Origin of the sequence: Acinetobacter sp. 40AMC3-4 (assembly GCF_049898185.1) — a bacterium.
Classification (GTDB): domain Bacteria; phylum Pseudomonadota; class Gammaproteobacteria; order Pseudomonadales; family Moraxellaceae; genus Acinetobacter.
The window spans coordinates 1-20394 of sequence record NZ_JAFCXG010000015.1; the positions used below are offsets into that span (position 1 = coordinate 1).

General features: G+C 43.7%; 18 protein-coding genes, 2 tRNA genes and 1 pseudogene. 10 read left to right on the top strand and 11 right to left on the bottom strand.

Annotated features, from left to right (window positions below):
* Together ACP7BU_RS13610 and ACP7BU_RS13615 are read right to left on the bottom strand one after the other, a co-directional pair.
* A pseudogene (locus ACP7BU_RS13610) lies at positions 1 to 148 on the bottom strand (hypothetical protein); the annotation flags it as partial.
* A 337-nt stretch (positions 149 to 485) separates the two neighbouring features.
* A complete protein-coding gene (locus ACP7BU_RS13615; protein ID WP_425880133.1) occupies positions 486 to 1448 on the bottom strand; it encodes an alpha/beta hydrolase in 963 nt (320 codons plus the stop codon).
* 292 nt (positions 1449 to 1740) lie between these two features.
* Between ACP7BU_RS13615 and ACP7BU_RS13620 the strand changes: the two genes are divergently transcribed.
* Positions 1741 to 3441 carry an NAD-dependent malic enzyme gene (locus tag ACP7BU_RS13620; RefSeq protein ID WP_425880132.1) on the top strand — a complete coding sequence of 567 codons (1701 nt, stop codon included), beginning with the start codon at positions 1741 to 1743 and terminating at the stop codon, positions 3439 to 3441.
* Positions 3442 to 3711: 270 nt separating this feature from the next.
* Here ACP7BU_RS13620 and ACP7BU_RS13625 read toward each other — a convergent pair.
* Both ACP7BU_RS13625 and ACP7BU_RS13630 read right to left on the bottom strand, forming a co-directional pair.
* A tRNA-Gly gene (locus ACP7BU_RS13625) sits at positions 3712 to 3787 on the bottom strand.
* A 48-nt stretch (positions 3788 to 3835) separates the two neighbouring features.
* Positions 3836 to 3908, bottom strand: a tRNA-Gly gene (locus ACP7BU_RS13630).
* 233 nt (positions 3909 to 4141) lie between these two features.
* Between ACP7BU_RS13630 and ACP7BU_RS13635 the strand changes: the two genes are divergently transcribed.
* The 5 genes from ACP7BU_RS13635 (at position 4142) to ACP7BU_RS13655 (ending at position 6982) form a co-directional block, all read left to right on the top strand.
* A complete protein-coding gene (locus ACP7BU_RS13635) occupies positions 4142 to 4450 on the top strand; it encodes a BolA family protein (RefSeq protein WP_004280957.1) in 309 nt (102 codons plus the stop codon).
* 9 nt (positions 4451 to 4459) lie between these two features.
* Positions 4460 to 4852, top strand: coding sequence for a SirB2 family protein (locus ACP7BU_RS13640; protein WP_005245348.1), 393 nt, complete (start codon positions 4460 to 4462; stop codon positions 4850 to 4852).
* 96 nt (positions 4853 to 4948) lie between these two features.
* Entirely contained in the window at positions 4949 to 5785 is an 837-nt protein-coding gene (locus tag ACP7BU_RS13645; RefSeq protein ID WP_004280959.1) for a ParA family protein, read from the top strand.
* Positions 5786 to 5798: 13 nt separating this feature from the next.
* Positions 5799 to 6191, top strand: coding sequence for a hypothetical protein (locus tag ACP7BU_RS13650; protein ID WP_129717383.1), 393 nt, complete (start codon positions 5799 to 5801; stop codon positions 6189 to 6191).
* 197 nt (positions 6192 to 6388) lie between these two features.
* Positions 6389 to 6982, top strand: coding sequence for a hypothetical protein (locus ACP7BU_RS13655; RefSeq protein ID WP_004732653.1), 594 nt, complete (start codon positions 6389 to 6391; stop codon positions 6980 to 6982).
* A gap of 38 nt (positions 6983 to 7020) precedes the next feature.
* Here ACP7BU_RS13655 and ACP7BU_RS13660 read toward each other — a convergent pair whose 3' ends face one another.
* Positions 7021 to 7659, bottom strand: a complete 639-nt coding sequence (locus tag ACP7BU_RS13660; protein WP_004644839.1) for a DedA family protein — start codon at positions 7657 to 7659, stop codon at positions 7021 to 7023.
* Between the two features lie 344 nt (positions 7660 to 8003).
* On the opposite strand from ACP7BU_RS13660, the gene guaA reads away from it, so the two are divergent.
* Positions 8004 to 9572, top strand: a complete 1569-nt coding sequence (gene guaA, locus ACP7BU_RS13665; RefSeq protein WP_004644840.1) for a glutamine-hydrolyzing GMP synthase — start codon at positions 8004 to 8006, stop codon at positions 9570 to 9572.
* A gap of 194 nt (positions 9573 to 9766) precedes the next feature.
* On the opposite strand, the gene ACP7BU_RS13670 is transcribed toward guaA, so the two are convergent.
* Together ACP7BU_RS13670 and ACP7BU_RS13675 are read right to left on the bottom strand one after the other, a co-directional pair.
* Positions 9767 to 10990, bottom strand: coding sequence for a diguanylate cyclase (locus ACP7BU_RS13670; RefSeq protein ID WP_425880131.1), 1224 nt, complete (start codon positions 10988 to 10990; stop codon positions 9767 to 9769).
* Positions 10991 to 11180: 190 nt separating this feature from the next.
* The gene (locus ACP7BU_RS13675; protein ID WP_425880130.1) at positions 11181 to 12503 is read right to left on the bottom strand and encodes a GGDEF domain-containing protein; all 1323 of its coding nucleotides are present in this window, start codon (positions 12501 to 12503) and stop codon (positions 11181 to 11183) included.
* Positions 12504 to 13006: 503 nt separating this feature from the next.
* Between ACP7BU_RS13675 and ACP7BU_RS13680 the strand changes: the two genes are divergently transcribed.
* Both ACP7BU_RS13680 and ACP7BU_RS13685 read left to right on the top strand, forming a co-directional pair.
* The gene (locus ACP7BU_RS13680) at positions 13007 to 13954 is read left to right on the top strand and encodes a pirin family protein (RefSeq protein ID WP_425880129.1); all 948 of its coding nucleotides are present in this window, start codon (positions 13007 to 13009) and stop codon (positions 13952 to 13954) included.
* 160 nt (positions 13955 to 14114) lie between these two features.
* On the top strand, positions 14115 to 14765 hold the full coding sequence (locus ACP7BU_RS13685; protein ID WP_425880128.1) for a glutathione S-transferase family protein: 651 nt from the start codon (positions 14115 to 14117) through the stop codon (positions 14763 to 14765).
* A gap of 46 nt (positions 14766 to 14811) precedes the next feature.
* Here the strand turns inward: ACP7BU_RS13685 and phoR are convergent, their stop codons facing one another.
* The 3 genes from phoR to ACP7BU_RS13700 all read right to left on the bottom strand — a co-directional run bounded on the left by phoR (position 14812) and on the right by ACP7BU_RS13700 (position 17833).
* Positions 14812 to 16170, bottom strand: coding sequence for a phosphate regulon sensor histidine kinase PhoR (phoR, locus tag ACP7BU_RS13690; RefSeq protein ID WP_005245337.1), 1359 nt, complete (start codon positions 16168 to 16170; stop codon positions 14812 to 14814).
* A 25-nt stretch (positions 16171 to 16195) separates the two neighbouring features.
* Positions 16196 to 16906 (bottom strand): phosphate regulon transcriptional regulator PhoB, encoded by a 711-nt coding sequence (phoB, locus tag ACP7BU_RS13695; protein ID WP_004280972.1) that lies wholly within the window; start codon positions 16904 to 16906, stop codon positions 16196 to 16198.
* Positions 16907 to 17155: 249 nt separating this feature from the next.
* Positions 17156 to 17833: a TetR/AcrR family transcriptional regulator gene (locus ACP7BU_RS13700; protein WP_086044331.1), complete on the bottom strand. Its 678-nt coding sequence runs from the start codon at positions 17831 to 17833 to the stop codon at positions 17156 to 17158.
* Between the two features lie 223 nt (positions 17834 to 18056).
* Between ACP7BU_RS13700 and ACP7BU_RS13705 the strand changes: the two genes are divergently transcribed.
* On the top strand, positions 18057 to 18905 hold the full coding sequence (locus ACP7BU_RS13705; RefSeq protein WP_148334837.1) for an SDR family NAD(P)-dependent oxidoreductase: 849 nt from the start codon (positions 18057 to 18059) through the stop codon (positions 18903 to 18905).
* A 114-nt stretch (positions 18906 to 19019) separates the two neighbouring features.
* Here ACP7BU_RS13705 and ACP7BU_RS13710 read toward each other — a convergent pair whose 3' ends face one another.
* The gene (locus tag ACP7BU_RS13710) at positions 19020 to 20384 is read right to left on the bottom strand and encodes an MATE family efflux transporter (protein ID WP_425880127.1); all 1365 of its coding nucleotides are present in this window, start codon (positions 20382 to 20384) and stop codon (positions 19020 to 19022) included.
* Between the last annotated feature and the right edge of the window lie 10 nt (positions 20385 to 20394).

A 20394-nucleotide genomic window follows, 5' to 3' on the forward strand; every position in this document is an offset into this window, starting at 1 on the left:
CTTTGGTAAAGACTTTGCCATCTACCGGAGAGATATTGTCAAAGTATTCACCTTTGACTGGAGCGACCCATTCGCCGCCAATGAAATTATCGTATTGTGCTTTAAAATGAACTTTTGAACCGTCAGTATTGGGGTCTGCATAACGCATAATCTATTCCTTTATATGATTGTTAGTGGTGCAGGCTGCGCGCATGTTGCCGATCAAAAAATATAGGCGCTTCTGCATTCAGCTCTACTATAAAGAGGGAAAAAGACGGGCGGTTGTTTGTTTACAGGCTTGCTACAAAAGACAATATTTGGAGACAAGCAGTAGAACAATAAAGGTTATAAATTTTAAATTTAAAAACAAGGGATTATAGCACTTATAAACCATCGAAAAATTGGCATATTTTCAATGTGCTTAATTACATTCCAACCTAATAAGGATTCAAAAGAAGCCAAGCAGGAGAAATGAGGGTAAGTTTCATTTCTCCTTCCACGTTTATCTAAAGCCCTTTGTCATGCAGCCATTGAAACAGTTGCTGATAAACCTTCTCACGTACAGATTGCTCTGAAAGTACCAGATCATGTAAACCGTTCTGGATACTTTGAACCGTGACATCGCCTTTAATTTTTTTGGCATATTTTTGAATGTCTTTAATGCCTAAAATCACATCACTGCTTTGTGCGGCTTTGCCCCATTTTTTAGGATATAAAGTCTGATGCGAATGCATGATCAATACCGGAACATCGAGCTGAACACCGCGATGAATTTCCTTCTGTGCCTCATGAATGGCACGAATAAAACTGATCCGAACCATCGGGTAGCGGGTCTTTTTCCAGTCCAGACTGAAGTCCCATTCGCCTTTTAAATCCTTATGCAGGCTAGTGGCATACCACTTGTTCAGCTCGCTTGGAAATTGAAGGTTGGGAAAAATTTTGGCCAGTTTGCTCAGTTGCGGAATGCCAAGCGCACGTTTAATCGGATTCATATTGAAGTCATAAAATGGACTGTTGACCCAAAGTGCTTTAATTAAAGAATGCTGCGGATGATGTGCCGCATACAAGGTCGTGGTCAGGCCGCCGGTAGAATGACCACAGAGCAGGGCAGCATCGTGACCCTCGGCTGCTATAATGTCGAGGGCTTGGGTAATTTCTGCATTATATTCAGCAAGGTCATACACGTTATAATATTTTTGATGCGGCAGAATCGAACGTCCGTATTTTCTTAAATCCAGCGCATAAAAATCAAAACCATGCTGATTAAAGCGCTCTGCCATTTCGGTCTGAAAAAAATAATCGATAAAGCCGTGAATATATAAAACTGCTTTTTTTGTAGGTTGGGCTGCTTTTTTACGGATTAGGGTTGCTACGACTTTGCCCTCATAATCATCAGGAAAGTTTAAGGTCGCTTGCTCATAACCTGTCCCCAGAATATCGGGCTGATAAAGCGGTTGCAGTTCACTCATTTTTATACTCGTTCATCTTATTAAATTTATGCTTTATCCTTGATGAGCTGAGGTTTTTTGTCAAACAGATCTTGCTACCGATTTAAATTAAAAATACGAATACGGGTTAATTTAAAAAACCGTTCAGAACCTGGCTGAAAATGAGTGTTATCAGATTATAAAATCCTGCTACAAGTATTATAAATTTGCTAAATGACCCAAGCGGCTAAAATCAGGATAAGCTATATAAAATAACGAGAGTGATGTCATTATTTTGGCAGAACTGCCGAAGATTGATTAGATGAGTTAAATAATGCCCAGAGAAAATTTGAACAGTAAACGCCCTTTATATATTCCTTATGCTGGAAATACTCTGCTAGAACTCCCACTACTCAATAAAGGCTCTGCATTTTCTGAAGAAGAGCGTAGAAGCTTTAACTTGCATGGCTTGATTCCTCATGTCACCGAGACGATTGAGGAGCAAAGTCAGCGTTCTTATCAGCAGTATTGTGCTTTTAGCAGTGATATTAACAAGCATATTTATTTGCGGAATATTCAGGATACCAATGAGACCCTGTTTTACCATCTGATTGAAAATCACCTCAGTGAGATGATGCCGATTATCTATACCCCGACTGTGGGTGAGGCATGTCAGCGCTTTTCTGATATCTATCGTCGTCATCGTGGGATTTTTATTTCCTATCCTGACCGTGATCAGATCGACCAGATTATTCACAATATCAATAAAAAGAACGTGAAAGTGATTGTGATCACAGATGGTGAGCGCATTCTGGGTCTTGGAGATCAGGGCATTGGTGGTATGGGGATTCCAATTGGAAAACTGGCACTCTACACCGCATGTGGCGGGATCAGTCCGGCCTATACCTTACCGATTACTCTTGATGTCGGTACCAATAATCAGCAGTTGTTGAATGACCCGATTTATATGGGCTGGCGTGAACCGCGAATCAATGGCGATGAATACTATGCTTTTGTCGAAACGGTGATTCAGGCGATTCAACAGCGCTGGCCAGATGCCTTAATTCAGTTTGAAGACTTTGCACAGAAAAATGCCATGCCTTTACTGGAAAAGTATCGTGATCGAATCTGTTGTTTCAATGATGATATTCAGGGCACCGCAGCAGTGTCTGTGGGCAGCCTGATTGCTGCTTCGCGCGCAGCAGGCAAACAGCTTAAAGATCAGGTGGTTACTTTTCTGGGTGCTGGTTCAGCCGGTTGCGGGATTGCAGAACAGATCATTAAGCAAATGGTTGCTGAGGGCTTGAGTGATGCTGAAGCGCGTGCACGCGTGTTTATGGTCGACCGCTTTGGTCTGATCACAGAGAATCAGCCGAATTTACTGGACTTCCAGCGCAAACTGGCACAGCCTCTTGAAAATGTAGAAAGCTGGGCAGATGCAGAGAGCATGATTTCTCTGCTAGATGTAGTTAAGCGTGCCAAACCGACGGTATTGATTGGCGTATCTGGACAGCCGGGTTTATTCACTCAGGAAGTGATTGAAGCCATGGCTGAAAATAGTGTACAGCCGATTATTTTCCCTTTATCTAATCCGACTTCCCGCGTAGAAGCTGTTCCGGCCGATATCTTGCAATGGACCAATGGCAGAGCATTGATTGCGACAGGTAGCCCATTTGCACCAGTGAATTATCAGGGACAGATTCATCATATCTCCCAATGCAATAACTCTTATATTTTTCCGGGTATCGGTCTGGGTGTAGTTGCTTCAGGTGCGAAACGTGTCACGGATAATATGCTGATGGCCTCGAGTAATGCCTTGGCGGACTGTTCTCCGAAACTGAAAGATCCTCAGGCAGATTTATTGCCGAATCTGGATTGTTTACAGTCAATTTCGAAGCAGATTGCCTTAAAAGTGGCACTTGCTGCGATTGAAGACGGAGTAGCACCGAAAGTCAGTGTAGAAGAATTGCAGCTAGCAATAGAGCATAATTTCTGGACACCGCAATACCGTGATTATCAGCGAATTACCTTTTAATTGTATTGAAGATGGATTCTTATCATCGCTAGTTTTTTTGCGCTAGCCTGCTTTCATCTGATTCATTGATGGAATATCAAAAAGCCCTGATCTTTTGATGAGGGCTTTTTTATTGCCGTAGGGGGGGTACTATGGTCACATCTTGGTTATAAAATCAGAAAGTACTTTAAGAATTTGTTATTGAGTGAAACAAAAATGAAAGGATCATTTAAAAAAATAACATCAACATAAAAAAAGCCCCGATCTTTCGATCAGGGCTTTTTTAGAATCTGGAGCGGGAAAGGAGACTCGAACTCCCGACCCCAACCTTGGCAAGGTTATGCTCTACCAACTGAGCTATTCCCGCGGAGTCTATAAAGTTTTTTAAATGAAAAAACTAAATGAAAAAATTTTGAGCGGGAAAGGAGACTCGAACTCCCGACCCCAACCTTGGCAAGGTTATGCTCTACCAACTGAGCTATTCCCGCATGCCGTGTATAATACAGCATGCAAAAATGTGGTCAACACCTTTGTTAAAAATCTTGCATCAATTGCATAAAATAAAAGCAAAATGCTGTAGACCAGACAATAAATAACCAATATTCATATAAAAATCAATAAATTTTCGCCACAATCAACGGATTGCATCTGAACAGATTACCGAAATACTCGGCAGAACAAGGTATACTGAGACCATATTTTTGAAGATTGGAGTCAGGCCATGAGCTTAGAACAACAACTGAAAGATCGTTTGGCGCAATTATCCCCAACCCATTTGGAAGTGGTGAATGAGTCTTCGGGTCATGGTGGTTATTTCCCGGGAAAAGAATCGCATTTTAAAACCGTGATTGTGAGTCAGGCATTTGCCGGTTTGCGCCCCGTCCAGCGTCATCAGAAAGTTTATGCTGCTGCGGGTGATCTGCTGTCAAAAGACAAGATTCATGCGCTGGCCATTCATGCATTTTTGCCTGAAGAATGGGCAGGTCAGGATACGACCAGTCCTGCTTGTGCACACGCACCTAAAAACTAAGAGGACATGATGGAAACCCAACTTTTAGTCAAGATTATCCATATGTCGGTAGCAGGACTGGCGATTGTCGCCATTCTTGCCCGTGCCTTGACCTTGTTTGTCGGCACACAGGGAAATATGCCTAATCCGGTAGCACGTACAGCGCTAGTCGCTTTACAGCATTTAGCTATCACGGTGATTGCACTGACCGGTATAGTATCGCTCGTCCTGAAAGACTTTGATGTACAGCCTTGGTTCTATGCCAAAGTCATTTTATTTTTGGTGCTGGTGTCCTCGCTAGGCAAAGCCTATAAAAAAGATGATTCGATCTTGCTGTCGCAGCGTCGGGCTGGCTTAGTTATTGCTGTAGTTTCATTGGTGTCTATTCTGGCTTTGGTGATGATCAAGCCGAATTTTGGCTAAAAGCAGGCTGGCTGTGATGATCAGCACAGCCAGTCCATGCAAATAATTAGAAAATACAAATGTTGTAAAAGTAATTAAAAATGTGAGGAGGGGGACATGCGTACACGTGTGGTATTTAATCAAAAGGGTGGGGTAGGCAAGTCGAGTATTACTGTCAATCTGGCAGCGATCAGTGCACATCAGGGTTTAAAAACCTTATTGATTGACCTGGATCCGCAGGCCAACTCTAGCCAGTATGTGCTGGGTGATGATGCGACGTATTCTAGTGACAAGCCGGCACTCGAACCGAATATCGAAAACTATTTTGAAGATGTACTCGGTAATCAGCAAAGCAAGGGCTTGCTTGGTAATGCGATTGGCTCGATTTTAAAAAGTCGTAGCAAAGGTCTGGAAAGCTATGTGCATCAATCTTCTTTTAAACATCTGGATGTTATTCCGGCTAGCCCAACACTGGGTGCATTGGCCCATGCACTGGAGTCCAAGCACAAGATTTATAAGCTACGAGATGCCTTGCAACAACTGTCGGGGCATTATGACCGGGTATTTATTGATACACCGCCTGCATTCAATTTCTTTACCCTCTCTGCTCTCATTGCGGCGAACCGCGTGCTGATTCCCTTCGACTGTGATGTATTTTCTAAACGTGCCCTACAGACCCTGATTGAAAATGTCATTGAAACCCAGGATGACCATAATGAAGGGCTGGAAATCGAAGGGATTGTCGTGAACCAGTTTCAGGCACAGGCCAAATTACCGCGTGAAGTGGTACAACAGCTCAAAGATGAAGGCTTACCGGTCCTCGACAGTATGTTGCCACCGTCGATCTTGATGAAAGAATCTCATCAGAAAAATCAGCCTTTGATTCATTTGGCTACTGATCATAAATTGACTCAGGCCTATCAATCGTTGTTCAATGAGATAGAGCAGAATTAAGATCGAGTTAGCTATGAAACTTGTGAAAATAAGCCTGAGTATTGCTGCACTTGCATTACTGAGTGCCTGTGCAACGCCGGTAAAACCGACTTATGTGTCGCCAACCCTGTATCAGACTTTGGGTTGTTCGCAACTACAGGGTGAATATAACCGTATTCAGCAGTATATCGACAATGGCGTTGAGCCACCGAAACGTACTGGCGTCGGTGTAGGCGTTGGTCTTGGTGGTGGCTGGGGCAGTCGCGGTGGTTGGGGTATTGGCCCGAGTGTTTCGGTCAATATGGGACAGTCATCCGATACCAAAAGAACCGAACTGGCACGGCTTTTAGGCGAGCAGGAAGCGATTGTACAGGCCGCGCGTTATAAGAACTGTCCGATCATCGTTCAGCAGGCGACGCCTAAATAAATCATTCAACATTAAACGGATAAATGCTGACTTTAGGTCGGCATTTTTTATTGTTTTCATCAAGAATAGGGCAGTTTAAATTAAGATAAAACTCACGGGAAATTGACCAGACTATATAAAAATCTGAAATTTATAAGCTTGTTATCCCACTTCCATATTGATTAAGCTACAACCTTGGCCCGGAAAAGTTCATTGCGATGATTGAAAATTGGTTATTTGTTTTAGGACTCATTGCTGTACTGATGGTTCCAGGGCCTGCCAATGCCTTGGTGGCCAGTTCCGCTCATCAGCAGGGGCAGGCCAAAACCAGTCTCTATCTTCCTGCCATTTTGCTCGGCTATTTTTATGCCATTAATGTATGGGCCTTGGTGATTCATCTGGCGTCACCGATCTGGCCAAATTTTAAAGGCTTGGTTTATGTGCTGAGTACCATCTGTGTGGGCTGGATGACCTTGCATTTATATAAGGCCCAGCAGTTAGAACGCTACAGCAAGAACCATCCGCAGATTCGCCCCTGGCAAATGTTTACAACTACCCTAAAAAATCCTAAAGCAGCATTGTTGGCCTCTGGAATTTTACCGATGGAAACCTGGCAAAGCCCGACCAACTTCGTTCTGGTTTTTGCTGCCTTTAGCTTGAGTACCGTTCCGGTCGGGATATTCTGGATGGTCTTTGGTCAGGCCATATTGACCAGTCCATCTGAAAAAATAAAAGCCGGCCTCATTTATAAAGGCGCGGCTTTATTTGTCCTGCTTTGTCTGATCCCACTCTTGATCAAGCTCTGGGATTAAACGCACAGGCTGTAAAAGAATCTTAATGTAAAAAGTTCTTAAGCTGTTTTACTTTTTTTGAGCTTTTGTTGAATAAAGCCAATCACACCTGGCAATACACTTAAAATAATGATGCCAAAAATTAGATAGGTGAAGTTGTCTTTGACGATCGGCATATTGCCAAACATATAGCCCAAAATGACAAATGAGCTAATCCAGGCAAATGCACCTACTACATTATAGGTCAGGAAATATTTGTAATTCATGCTGCCAGCACCGGCAACGAAGGGTGCAAAGGTACGGGCAAAAGGAACAAAACGCGCAAAAATAATGGTCTTACCACCATGTCTGGCAAAGAATTGCTGGGTCGCCAATAAGTGTTTTTTATTGATGAAGCGCGATTCGATCTCGAAAACCCGAGGACCAATATATTTACCAATATGATAATTCAGGGTGTCACCCAGAACTGCCGCAACAAACAAGAGTGGAATCAGCACCCATGGATCCATTGCACCAGTAGAGGCTGCCAGTGCACCTGCTGCAAATAGCAAGCTGTCGCCAGGCAGGAACGGCATGACCACCAGACCTGTTTCTACAAAGATAATCAGGAAAAGAATGGCATAAATCCAGATCCCGTAATTAGTGATAAATTCAAGCAAGTGATCATCAACATGCAAGATAAAATCAATCAGTTCCATGAGCCCAGTACAAGCAAAAGTGTGGTCAAATCCTAACAGCCCGGGGCATGAAAGTCAGTACCAGAAAGTAAAATAATTAACGCTTCATTCATCTTCAATCGAGCCAAAATTTCTCTTACATATTATCTTCAGATTTTTATAAAAATAGACTTAATTGGATTAAATCTTGAGCTTAAAAATATAAAAATGACAGATCAAACAAGGCATCCGAAGGGATGCTTTGTTGTGCTAGAAATATAATGCAATCAACTAAATGCATACCTCATGCGAATTGTGTGCTTAATGCGCTGAAAAATGTTAGAATACGGCGCTTATCTTTCGTTTGCCTTTCATAGTTGTTCGTCATGACTACCAATACTCAAATTACTGAAGATCGTATCCTGATTCTGGATTTCGGTTCTCAATATAGTCAGCTCATCGCACGTCGTGTCCGTGAAGCTGGTGTATATTCTGAAATGTATGCCTATGATATGTCTGAAGAAGACATTCGTGCATTTAATCCAAACGGTATCATCTTGTCTGGTGGACCTGAGAGCGTTCACCTTGAGGGCAGCCCGCGTGCGCCGCAAGTGGTATTCGAGCTGGGTGTGCCGGTATTGGGTATTTGTTATGGTCTGCAAACCATGTGCGAACAACTTGGCGGTAAAGTTGAGCCAGGTACTGTGCATGAGTTTGGCTATGCAGAAGTAGATATTGTTGTACGTGACAAGCTGATCGGTAATTTACAGGACCGTGAAAACCAGCTGCATGTCTGGATGAGCCATGGCGATAAAGTTGCCCGTATTCCAGAAGGCTTCCAAATCACTGCACAGACGCCAAGCTGTCCAATTGCGATGGTTTCTGACGAAACTCGCCGTTTCTATGGTATTCAGTTCCATCCTGAAGTGACACATACTTCTAAAGGTGCAGAATTACTGTCGAACTTCGTTCATCAAATTTGTGGCTGTCGCGGTCTGTGGACGCCAGAACACATTATTGATCTACGTGTAGAACAGCTTCGCCAACAGATTGGTGATGAAAAAGTATTACTAGGACTTTCTGGTGGTGTGGATTCATCTGTAGTAGCAGCGCTGTTGCATAAAGCGATCGGTGATCAGCTGACCTGTGTATTTGTAGACAATGGTCTGCTTCGTTTGAACGAAGGCGATCAAGTGATGCAAATGTTTGCTGACAACATGGGTATCCGCGTGATTCGTGCTGATGCTGAAGAGCGTTTCTTGACTGCGCTTGCAGGTGAAGTTGATCCTGAAGCAAAACGTAAAATTATTGGCCGTGAATTTATTGCTGTCTTCGCTGAAGAAGCACGTAAATTAGATGGCGTAAAATTTCTTGCACAAGGTACGATTTATCCGGACGTGATTGAATCTGCTGCAAGCAAGCAGGGTAAGGCGCATGTGATTAAATCACACCATAATGTGGGCGGCTTACCAGCAGACCTAGCATTTGAACTGGTTGAACCATTACGTGACTTGTTTAAAGATGAAGTACGTAAATTGGGTACGACTTTAGGCTTGCCACACAGCATGATCTATCGTCATCCATTCCCAGGCCCAGGTCTAGGTGTGCGTATCTTGGGTGAAGTGAAAAAAGAATATGCAGACATTTTACGTCTTGCAGATGACATCTTCATGCAAGAACTGCGTGACAGCGGCTGGTATGACAAGACTGCTCAAGCATTTGCGGTATTCCAGCCAGTGAAATCGGTGGGTGTAGTCGGTGATGGCCGTCGTTATGCATGGGTAATTGCATTGCGTGCGGTAGAAACGGTGGACTTTATGACAGCTCGTTTCGCACACCTGCCATATGAACTAGTAGACAAAATCTCTACGCGTATCATGAATGAAATTGCTGACGTTTCTCGTGTGACTTATGACGTATCGTCTAAGCCACCTGCAACGATTGAATGGGAGTAATTTAGGGGTTTCGGACAGCACTGCTGTCCGCCTAAATTACGCCAAGCGCTAGGCGCGCGGCAGTAAGGACTTTCAAGCAGCATCGCTGCTTGAAAGTTTTATGCTAAACGCTATGCATGGCAGTTTAGAAATATAAACTTTCCAAATTAAAAAGAGCGCTTCGGCGCTCTTTTTATGCTTTTCGGAAAAGATGCTTATGCCGGTTTAACCTGCCAGTTTTGCATCTCTCCAGCTAAACTTTGCTCCAGATCCGGATCATAAGCTTCAACCCGATTCCGGCCATTGGCTTTAGCCTGATATAAGGCAATATCGGCTTGCTTAATTAGGGTCATCAAATCCGTTTCACAGCTTTCCAGAATGGCAGCACCAATCGAAATGCTAAAACTGAAACGATGTTGGCTGTCCAAATCGATCACAATATTTTCAATTTTATGCCTTAAACGCTCGGCAACTTTTAGCGCTTCATCCAGAGAGGTTTCAGGTAAAAATGCAATAAATTCCTCACCGCCATAGCGTGCCAAAATATCATGCTGCCGCATTTCGCTGTGTGTATTTAGAGCAATCGTCTGTAAGACCTGATCTCCGATATCATGACCATAACGATCATTAATCTGCTTAAAATGATCGACATCAAAGACCAGTAAACTCATAGGCACCGGTTGATCAAAATTCTGTTGTACCAGTTGTTGCGCGAGATATTCAAAACAGCGACGGTTATTCAGGCCAGTGAGTGAGTCGGTATGAGCCATATTTTCAAAGGCCTGCCGATTATATTCATTCAGGGTACGCTGCAAAAATACCATGCGTGATTTTAAGGTCGAGCTCCAGCTAATATATAGACTGAAGGTCAATACTGGCAGATAAATCAGGGAAAATAAAAACATCTGGTACAGGTCAGATCGAGTATTGAAATATACACCGATGTAAATCATCAAAGTAATCAGACTCGAAGTAATCAAAGACGGCCAGAACCGGATCTGCACACATAAATTGGCCAACACAATAAAAACCAAGGAGGCATATTGATAAATGAGGGTATAAGCACTTTCAGACTGATTTAGATTAAAAAACCAGATGGCACTTGCGCCAATAATTGAGGTAGGTAAGAGTAAATCAAACACAGGTAAATTGCGGTAAGAGTGATACATCCAGATCGTGATCAGTACGATCAGGATGGTATAGCTGATTTTGGTCAAAATGAGCAAATTGAGAATATCATGCAGCACCAGAATATCGGCGAGGGTATAAGAGGCATATGCCAACTGTGCGAATAAATTAACCTGTAATAAGTATTTTAAAGTGAGTTTTTTCTGATGAGCATAGTAGGCTGGTTTTAAAGGCGCAGGAATACGAACCAGCGGATCTTGAAGAGACTCCTGAATCAGAGTGCGTGATTCTTTTTCGTTATCATGCGGCATGCAGCCTTCCCAAATTAAAATATATAAAAATGAATAAGATGAAATTTATATATAGTTGTATAAAAAATATTCTATTCTTTTGTTGGATATTTTAAAAGTGGAAGAATCAAATTTATTTTATAAAATGAAATCCCCGATTAGTGCATTCTAAGGATGATCCTAGCTTATAGAACAGACTAATGATCCAGCTTTAATTCGCCGTTGACTGGGCTGGTTGAGTGTCTGGCTTAAATACATTCCAGGGATTTTCTGTCGCAGGCTTGGGCTTATTCAGCATATCTGGATGATAGACCTCAATCCGGTTTCGGCCAGACTTCTTGGCCTGATACAAGGCAATATCGGCTTGTTTGATCAGGTCTTCCAGGGGTTGGGTATGGGATTCCAGTTCTGCTACACCGATCGAAATGGTGAACCGGATGGCATGATTGGGTTCGACATAAATGTACTGCTTTTGAATTGCACAACGAATTCTTTCTGCAATCACCCAGCTGTCTTGCAGCTGAGTATCTTCTAGGAGGGCGATAAATTCCTCCCCACCAAAACGTGCCAGTACATCGCTATGCCGCATTTCTTTACGGGTCACTTCAGCAATCAGTTGTAGTACCCGATCACCAACATCATGCCCATAGCTATCATTAATATTTTTAAAATGATCCACATCAAACATCAGCAGGCAGCTACTGGCATGTTTAGGCCATTGATGAATAGAGCGTTCAGCCATATCGACAAAATGGCGACGGTTGTAGAGCTGGGTCAAATCATCGGTATGTGCCAGATTCTTTAAGGTTTGATAGTTCCATTCATCAAGTAGGGAGCGCAGAAAAGAACGCCGTATATTCAGAATATTATTCCAGTTAATATAAATGCTAAAAAACCACAGTGGACTAAAGACCACACTAAAAATAAAGGCTTGAGAAGCACTCATGAACTTGGATATCCCAAGCATGATAAATAGGGCAATCAAGATGGAGCAATAGACTGCGACTTTAAACTGGGTCTGCACACAGAGATTGGCGATGAGAATAAAGATCGCAGAGGCATAAATATAGGTAGCAACATGGGGACTGGTTGAAAGCGCGAGTAAGCCAATCCAGGCCGCTGCAGCCACAGTGGTACCTATCGGCAAGATTCTGTCCAGAATCTGAATGTTTTTATGTCTTTTAAACAGGTAATAACAGCAAAACATCGCGCCCAGAACCAGAACGACGCGCATCAGACCAGAAATAAAAAACATGTCTGGAATAATCAGGATATCGGCAAAGAAATACAGTAAAAAGGCTATTTGCGCCAGATAGTTAATTTGACGCAAGTTATGATGACTATGCGTATAGACATAATCATGAAAATACTGCTGAAACGGGGCAGGAATACGGGCATGAGGATCTGTTAGCGCCTGTTCAATCAGCTGACGGTTCTGCAGATCACATTCAGATAATTTCAGTGATTTATCGGTCGTCGAATTTTGAAAAGATACATTCGCCGTTGAATATATATTCTCATTCTGAGCAGACATGTCCTGGTCCAGTATTATTTTTATAGGTGCCTATTATGCCGTGATTGAGTAAAAAATAACCTCCCAAAAATTGGGTATCCGGGAAGTTTTTAAAGCTAAAACGTAACAAAATTTGTGTTTTGTAAAATTGAAAGTGATTGAAATACATGAATAATCATCTTATTCATTGGGATCTTTGGTTGTTGTTGCTCCGTTTCACGTGAAACATGGACTAATGACATTCGTTGATCTTCAGTTTATTTAAACTCATAACGCCATGTACCTAAATCATGATTGACTTGTTAAAACTCAAGTTTGGGGCTTTGAATATAAATCTCATCAGCTTTTCAGAATTTAAATTGATGGGACTAGTGAGGCGTTTTATACGTATCTAAATATTTCCAGGGATAGATTTTGCCCATAGACCCTGTACATTGTCCTGAACAGAGAGGCATCTTGAATCGGTCAAATACATGTCTCACCCACTCAAAAAGTAGAATGAAAATGCCGAGGTAAGCTCAGCCATGTCGAATAATAGTGATATTGAACTGTCGAATTCTGATGATTGTGAAAAGTATGTGAATCAGTTTATTCAGGAGTTTCCTTTACGTCGCGCGGAAATCGGACAGGGCACCGTGATTAAACGTGCCTTGCCAAGCAGACATAAGCGCATGATAGGTGCTTGGTGTTTTCTGGATCATGCGGGTCCGGCTATTTTCCCGCAAGGAGATGGTCTGGATATCGGACCACATCCGCACATTGGTCTGCAGACCTTTACATGGATGATCGAAGGCAGCATGATGCACAATGACAGTCTGGGAAATCAGCAGTTGATTCGTCCCAAGCAGGTCAATCTGATGACCTCGGGCTATGGCATTTCACATACCGAAGTCTCTCCCGAGAGTGAAACGCATATGCATACAGCGCAATTATGGATTGCCTTGCCGGATGACAAGATCAATATGGCACCGGGTTTTGACCATTATCCTGAATTACCGGTCGTTAATGAGCAGGGTATCGAGTTTACCGTGCTGGTCGGAGAATATTTAAATACCAGATCGCCGGTTAAAGTACATAGTGAATTGCTCGGAGTAGATCTGTATGCAGCTCAAAGTACCAGTGCGCGCTTGCCGCTGAATCCAAAATTTGAATATGGCTTTATGGTGCTTGAAGGGACGGCCAGCATTAATGGGCATGAACTGACTGAAGATAATATGCTGATCCTGGAGCCGGGGTTGCAGCAAGTCAATGCTGAAATTCATGCCGGGAGCCGGGTGCTATTGATTGGTGGGGAACCATTTGAAAGCCCGATTTTACTGTGGTGGAATCTGGTCGGGCGTACGACAGAGGAACTTAAAATTGCGCGGGAACAATGGATTGAAGGTCATGAACGTTTTGGTTCCATTCCTGCCTATGATGGGCCACGTTTAGAAGCGCCTGCATTTCCAGACCAGATGCGTGCTTCCCGATAAATGCTAAAAATGATAGGAATATGGAGTGCTGTCTGAATTTAACTCAAATAGTGAATCTGCAACATAGGATACATATCATTACAGTCATCAAAAATTGAGCTAGAGTCTGCTGCTTTTTGCTATGCTCGGAAAGTAAGAACAATAAAATCATGAGTCTAATATGCGTGTTTTACATCATCTCGAACAATCACGATCATTTCGTATTCTGTGGGCCATGGAAGAATTAGGACTGGATTACGAGGTTAAATACTATAAACGTCAGCCCAACCTTTCTGCGCCACCGGCCTTAAAACAGATCCATCCATTGGGCAAGGCTCCGATTCTGGTCGATCAGTCTCAGGTACTGGCAGAATCTGCGGCGATCCTGGAATATTTGCAGGAAACTTATGATGAAAAGCAACAATTTCGTCCAGAAGATATTACCGACAAGGCCCAGTACCGTTACTGGATGCACTATGCGGAAGGCTCATTGATGCCGCTGCTAGTAATGCAACTGGTGATGACCACTGTACCAAAACATACCCCGTTGCTGATTCGGCCGGTGGCCAAGAAAATCTGCCATGGAGTGAAGAAACAGTTTGTGCAGAGCCGTTTAAAAGATCATATCCAGTTTCTGGAAAGCTATTTGAGTGAGCATGATTATTTTGCCGGTCATTTCAGTTTTGCCGATATTCAGATGAGTTTTCCTTTGGAGGCCATGCAGAGCCGGACGGGTCAAAGCTATCCAGCGATTCAAGCCTATCTGAAACGGGTGTCGCAACGTGCTGCCTATGCGCGTGCACTGTCCAAAGAAAAACAGATCAGCTCTTAAGTACTTAAAAGAAAAGGTGCCGATGGCACCTTTTTTGATGGTTATCTTACTCTGGAAAGCTGAGACGCTCTTTGGGGAAAATCACCTTAAAGGTAGAGCCTTGGTTTTCCTTGGACTCAATTTCCAGATGTGCCTGATGCTGCATGAGTACATGTTTAACAATTGCCAATCCCAAACCGGTACCGCCAGTACGACGGCTGCGGTCTGAATCGATGCGGTAAAAACGCTCGGTCAGACGTGGCAGATGCTTGGGATCAATCCCGATACCGTTATCTTGCACGACAAAATAGGCGGATTCACCATCATCATGCCAGCCGATGGTGATGGTACCGCCTTTAGGCGTGTACTTGATGGCATTGGTGATCAGATTACTAAAAGCGCTGGCCAGTTCCATATCTGAACCGATCAGATCGCAATGACTGTCAATGTCCAGATTCAGGGTATGACCATAATCAATATTATAGGCCTGGGCATCATCGAATAGCTGGTTCATCAGACTCGGCATTTCAATGATCTGGTTTTTGGCAATATTCTTATCATTTTCCAGACGTGACAGCAGCAGCAGGTCGTTGACCAGAGCATTCATGCGTCGGGTTTGCGACTGCATCTGATCAAAAGCGCGTTTCCAGCGTGGATTAATATCTTCCTGATCGGTAAAGGTTTCAATATAACCGCTGAGTACGGTCAAAGGAGTGCGCAGTTCATGTGAAATATTGTCGACAAAATCCTTTCGCATCTGTTCCAGATTGTGCATCCGGGTCACATCATAAGCGACCAGTACCCGACTTTCTCCGCCAAAACGGGTCATTTTGACCTGCACATAATGGTCTTCAAACAGCGAAGAACGCATTTTCAGGCCGTCCGGGGATTCATCAATATGGTGATAGTATTCGATAAAGCTTGGTTGGCGTAACAAGGTCAGGATATTACGGCGACGGTCATCACTGGAGATTCCGAGCAGACGTTCGGCTGCCGGATTCCACCATTCAATCTGCTGGTTTTCATCAAGTAGTACCACAGCTTCTTGTAAGGCCACCAGTGAAGACTGTGCACGATCAATCAGTTCGACCATTTCCGCCTGAACAATCCGTTCCTGACGTTGGGCGCGGTAAACATTGAAAAGTAGCGCACCCCAAATCCCGCCAATATTTGGTGGAACATCATAAGGGCGATTGGAAATCCATTCATTGACCAGATATAAGGAACGCATTTGGGTCGCAAAGAACGCCACGAAAGCAATTACGATACAAACCCAGAAATACCCAATCCCAAAACCGATAAAGCTGGCGATAATCAGGAAAAAAGCCAGTAAGCGTAAATCCTGTTTCGCAAAATCCCATAAGCTACTGTAACGGATTCTTTTATGTTCGCGTGCCAGTTCGGGGACAGGGTAGGGTTCATACATAAAACAAGATTTACCTTAAAAGATATTAACCTAAAGCGACATCTGAACGGGTCGAAAAGCGATACCCCGTTCCGCGAACGGTTTGTACAAAACGGTCTACACCATAAGGTTCCAGCACTTTACGCAAACGGCGGATATGTACATCGATGGTCCGGTCTTCAATATAGACGTTACCGCCCCACACCTGATCCAGCAATTGCGCACGGGTATAGGCACGTTCCGGATGGGTCATGAAGAATGCCAGCAAACGATATTCAGTCGGCCCCATTTCCAGAATGTTGTTACCAAAATTCACCCGCTGGCTGACCGGATCCAGAATCAGGCCATTGGCATCAATGGTTTTTTCACCGCTCAGGGCATTGGCGCGGCGCAGTACCGCCTTAATTCGGGAGACCAGTTCCCGGGTCGAGAATGGCTTGGTCATGTAGTCATCGGCACCGGCATCCAGACCTTGTACCTTGTGGTCTTCTTCACCGCGCGCTGTCAGCATGATCACCGGAATTTCTGACAGGCTTTCATCACGTTTCAGACGACGACATAAGTCCACACCGCTCACACCACCCGGCATCATCCAGTCCAGCAAAATTAATGCCGGACGCTGGTCCACAATCATCTGATGCGCCTGCTTGGCATCTTCTGCCTGTAAGCACTGAAAACCGGCCATATCCAGAGAGGTATGGATCATTTCCCGAATCGGGAGCTCGTCATCGACGATTAATATGTAGTCATCTTTCACAACGCAATACCCTATTTCATGTAAACGGTGAACCGTTTTATATTTATGACAGGCTTATTACAAAGACTAATTATGACAGTATCATTGCAGAAAGGGAAAAACTGCTGATATTCGCAAAAATTTGTGACAAATATAGCGCAGAAACTTGTTAAAAAATCATAAATTAATTTTACTCATTTCCGTAGTACAGCATAAATCTGCAACTGACTGGTAAATGTAGGAAAGCCTATTAAGCACAGGATTTAACAGCTATTTTTTCTCGGAAAATGACTCGAGCAGCGCCAAAAAAACCACACTACAAGACGATAAAACTTCCTCAAGCGAATGCTTAAAACCACTCATCACCCAACGAATGGCAATTTGGGTGACATAGCCATTTAAACCGGTCGACACCAGTGAAATTTCCTGCTCACTACGATTTAACTGCGGCATCATCAACATGACGAAGGCGTGAATCATGCGGTCGAAACGTGACATGGTTTCATGAATAGTGGCCTGATTATGCAGTTCCTGTACCAGCATGGCATCAATATAAATGATCCGTGCCATGCGCGGATTGTCACGCAGGGTAGTGAGCAGCGCACTCAAACCGGCTTCGATCATTTTTTTCGGATCTGTCGAGGCCTGCATCATGGCCTGCATGACATTCTGTTGCAGTTCATCAATCAGTTTTAGGAAAATGGTCTGAAACAGATGTTCGCTTTTCTTGAAGGATTCATAAAAATAACGTTCAGTCAGTTTGGCTTCATTGCAGATATCTTTGACAGTAACTGAAAAAAAACCATAACTACCATAGGCTTCAATCCCGGCTTCGATGAGCTTTTCACGACGTGCCTGCTGCCGTTCAGCCATCGACAGGCCTTTAAACTGACGTTCCTTGGTTTTGGCGGGTCGTGATTTTGCTGCTGAGTCGATTGAATCGGTCATAAGGCCTGTATGCTCATCTGCATGAAGATTTTGAATATCTTAACAATAAATCACGCTTAGACCTATATGGAAATGCTGCCCTGAAATTTGGCCTCTAAGGATATGGGATAATTATTGACAATATATATTGTCAAAACTATATTGAGGATCTGTGCTAGCTCCTGAAACAACAGAACAAGATCCTGCTGTCATGGAATGGCAGTAGTTTACATAAGGAAATTGAATGAAAAATTTTAACAATAAAGTTGCCGCGATTACCGGGGCCGGTTCAGGTATTGGTCAGCAACTGGCGGTATTACTGGCTCAGCAGGGTTGTCATCTGGCTCTGAGTGATATTAATGAACAGGGTCTGGCGCAAACGCTCGAATTGCTCAAAGAAAGTGATGTCCGTGTCACCATTCAGAAAGTAAACGTAGCAGAATTGGAGCAGGTGCGTAATTGGGCGGCACAGGTCGAACAGGATCATGGCAGTGTCAATATGATCTTTAACAATGCCGGCGTTGCACTGGGTTCAACCGTTGAAGGGGCATCTTATGAAGAACTGGAATGGATTGTCGGAATCAATTTCTGGGGTGTAGTTTACGGAACCAAAGAATTCTTACCTTTGATCAAGAAAACCGGCGATGGTCATATCATCAATATTTCCAGCCTGTTTGGTCTGACTGCTCAACCGACCCAGTCTGCTTATAACGCGACCAAGTTTGCGGTACGTGGTTTTACTGAATCCCTGCGTCAGGAACTGGATATGGAAAATTGTGGGGTGAGTGCACTGTGTGTACATCCGGGCGGTATCCGTACCAATATTGCCAATGCTGCAAAAATGAATAACAGCCTGCTGACTTTAGGTATGAATCCGGAAAAATCAGCCCGTAATTTTAATAAATTATTGCGTTGTCCACCTGCAGAAGCCGCTCGTCAAATTCTGGAGGCGGTACAAAAAGACAAGCGCCGTCTGCTGATCGGTAATGATGCCAAAGCAATTGACCTGATTCAGCGGATCTTGCCGACCGGTTATCAGCATGTCACTGCACTGGCGACCCAGTTTGGCAAAAAGAAGAAAAAATCTGCTTAAAAAATTGCAGAACAGACCCGCGAAAGCGGGTTTTTTATCGCTGTAATAGGGTCTATTTTTTGCGACTAAGAGTGTTAGCTACTGTAATACTTCTAGGTACATAAAACCTTGCATCTAAATCAACGCTTCAACCGTTTTTTTCTTCCAGACAAACTGATAATACAGTCCCTGCAAAATACACAGGCTGACAAAGGCCAATGCATAGGCATACCAGATACCTTCCAGGCCCCACCACTGACTAAAAAGATAAGCGGCGGGAACTTCAATACAGAGAATGGCAAAAATATTAATCAGCATTGGCATGGTCACCGTTCCACTTGAGCGCATGATCGAAGCAAAAATGGCACTGGCGCCAAAAAACAGAATTGACCACAGCACAATAAATAGCAGTTGTTGTCCCAGTACTACAACCTTAGGATCGGTAATAAACAGTGCCATCAGATATTTGGAGAACAGGTATGCCAGAATCACCAGACCGCCGGTAAACAGGATATTCATACTCAGCGCAGTCCGTGTGACTTTATTGAGTAGATCCGATTTACCTGCGCCAATCGCTTGAGCACCAAATACAGACGCGGCAATCGCAATCGACAAAGCGGGAAATTGAATATAATTTAAGACCTGATTGACCGCACCATAAGCGGCTGTTGCTTCTGCGCCATAACGATTGACCAGCCCGACAATCACCAGTCCGGCAACTGAAGTCGTGACCATTTGTACCCCAGTCGGAACCCCCAGTTTCAAGATCATTCTGCTCAACTGTGGCTGATGACGAATATTTTTTAATAAAGCCCAGTCGAGCTTGAGCGGGTGCTGTCTATAGTTCAAATACAGGATTAAAAACAACAGGACCGCCAGATTTCCCAGAATGGTGGCAATCGCCGGCGAGATAATGCCCATTTTAGGAAAGCCAAAATAACCGGCAATCAGGACCGGTGTCACCACTAAACCCACCCCAATGGTAAGTGCGGAAGCAAACAGGGGGGTGGTACTATCCCCAATGCCACGCAAGATGGAGGTATAAATAATATAGATAAAAATTAAGGGACTACCCGCCAGCATCCATTGTACATAGGGCAAGGACAAATGCATTACATCAGGATCTGTGCCAAGGGCCAAAAGAATATTCTCAGCAAAAATTACCCCGAAAAGCGCAATCAAACTTCCGCCAATCAAGGTCATAAATAAAGTTGAACCGACCACACAGCGCACTTTTTCTATATTTTTTCCACCCCAAGCCTGTCCAATCAATACGGTAGAACCGGCAGATAAACCAATCACAAAGGCCATCAGACAAAACAGGATCGGGAAAAAAACGGCAACAGCAGCAATCGCATTCACTCCGAGCATTTGTCCCACAAAAACCGTATTGATCGTGCCGGAGAGACTTTGCAGGATATTGGTCGCAATTAATGGCAACAGAAATACCAGAAAGGCTTTCCATAAATTCTGTTGATGAATCAGTGAGTGCTGTGCCATGCGACATCCT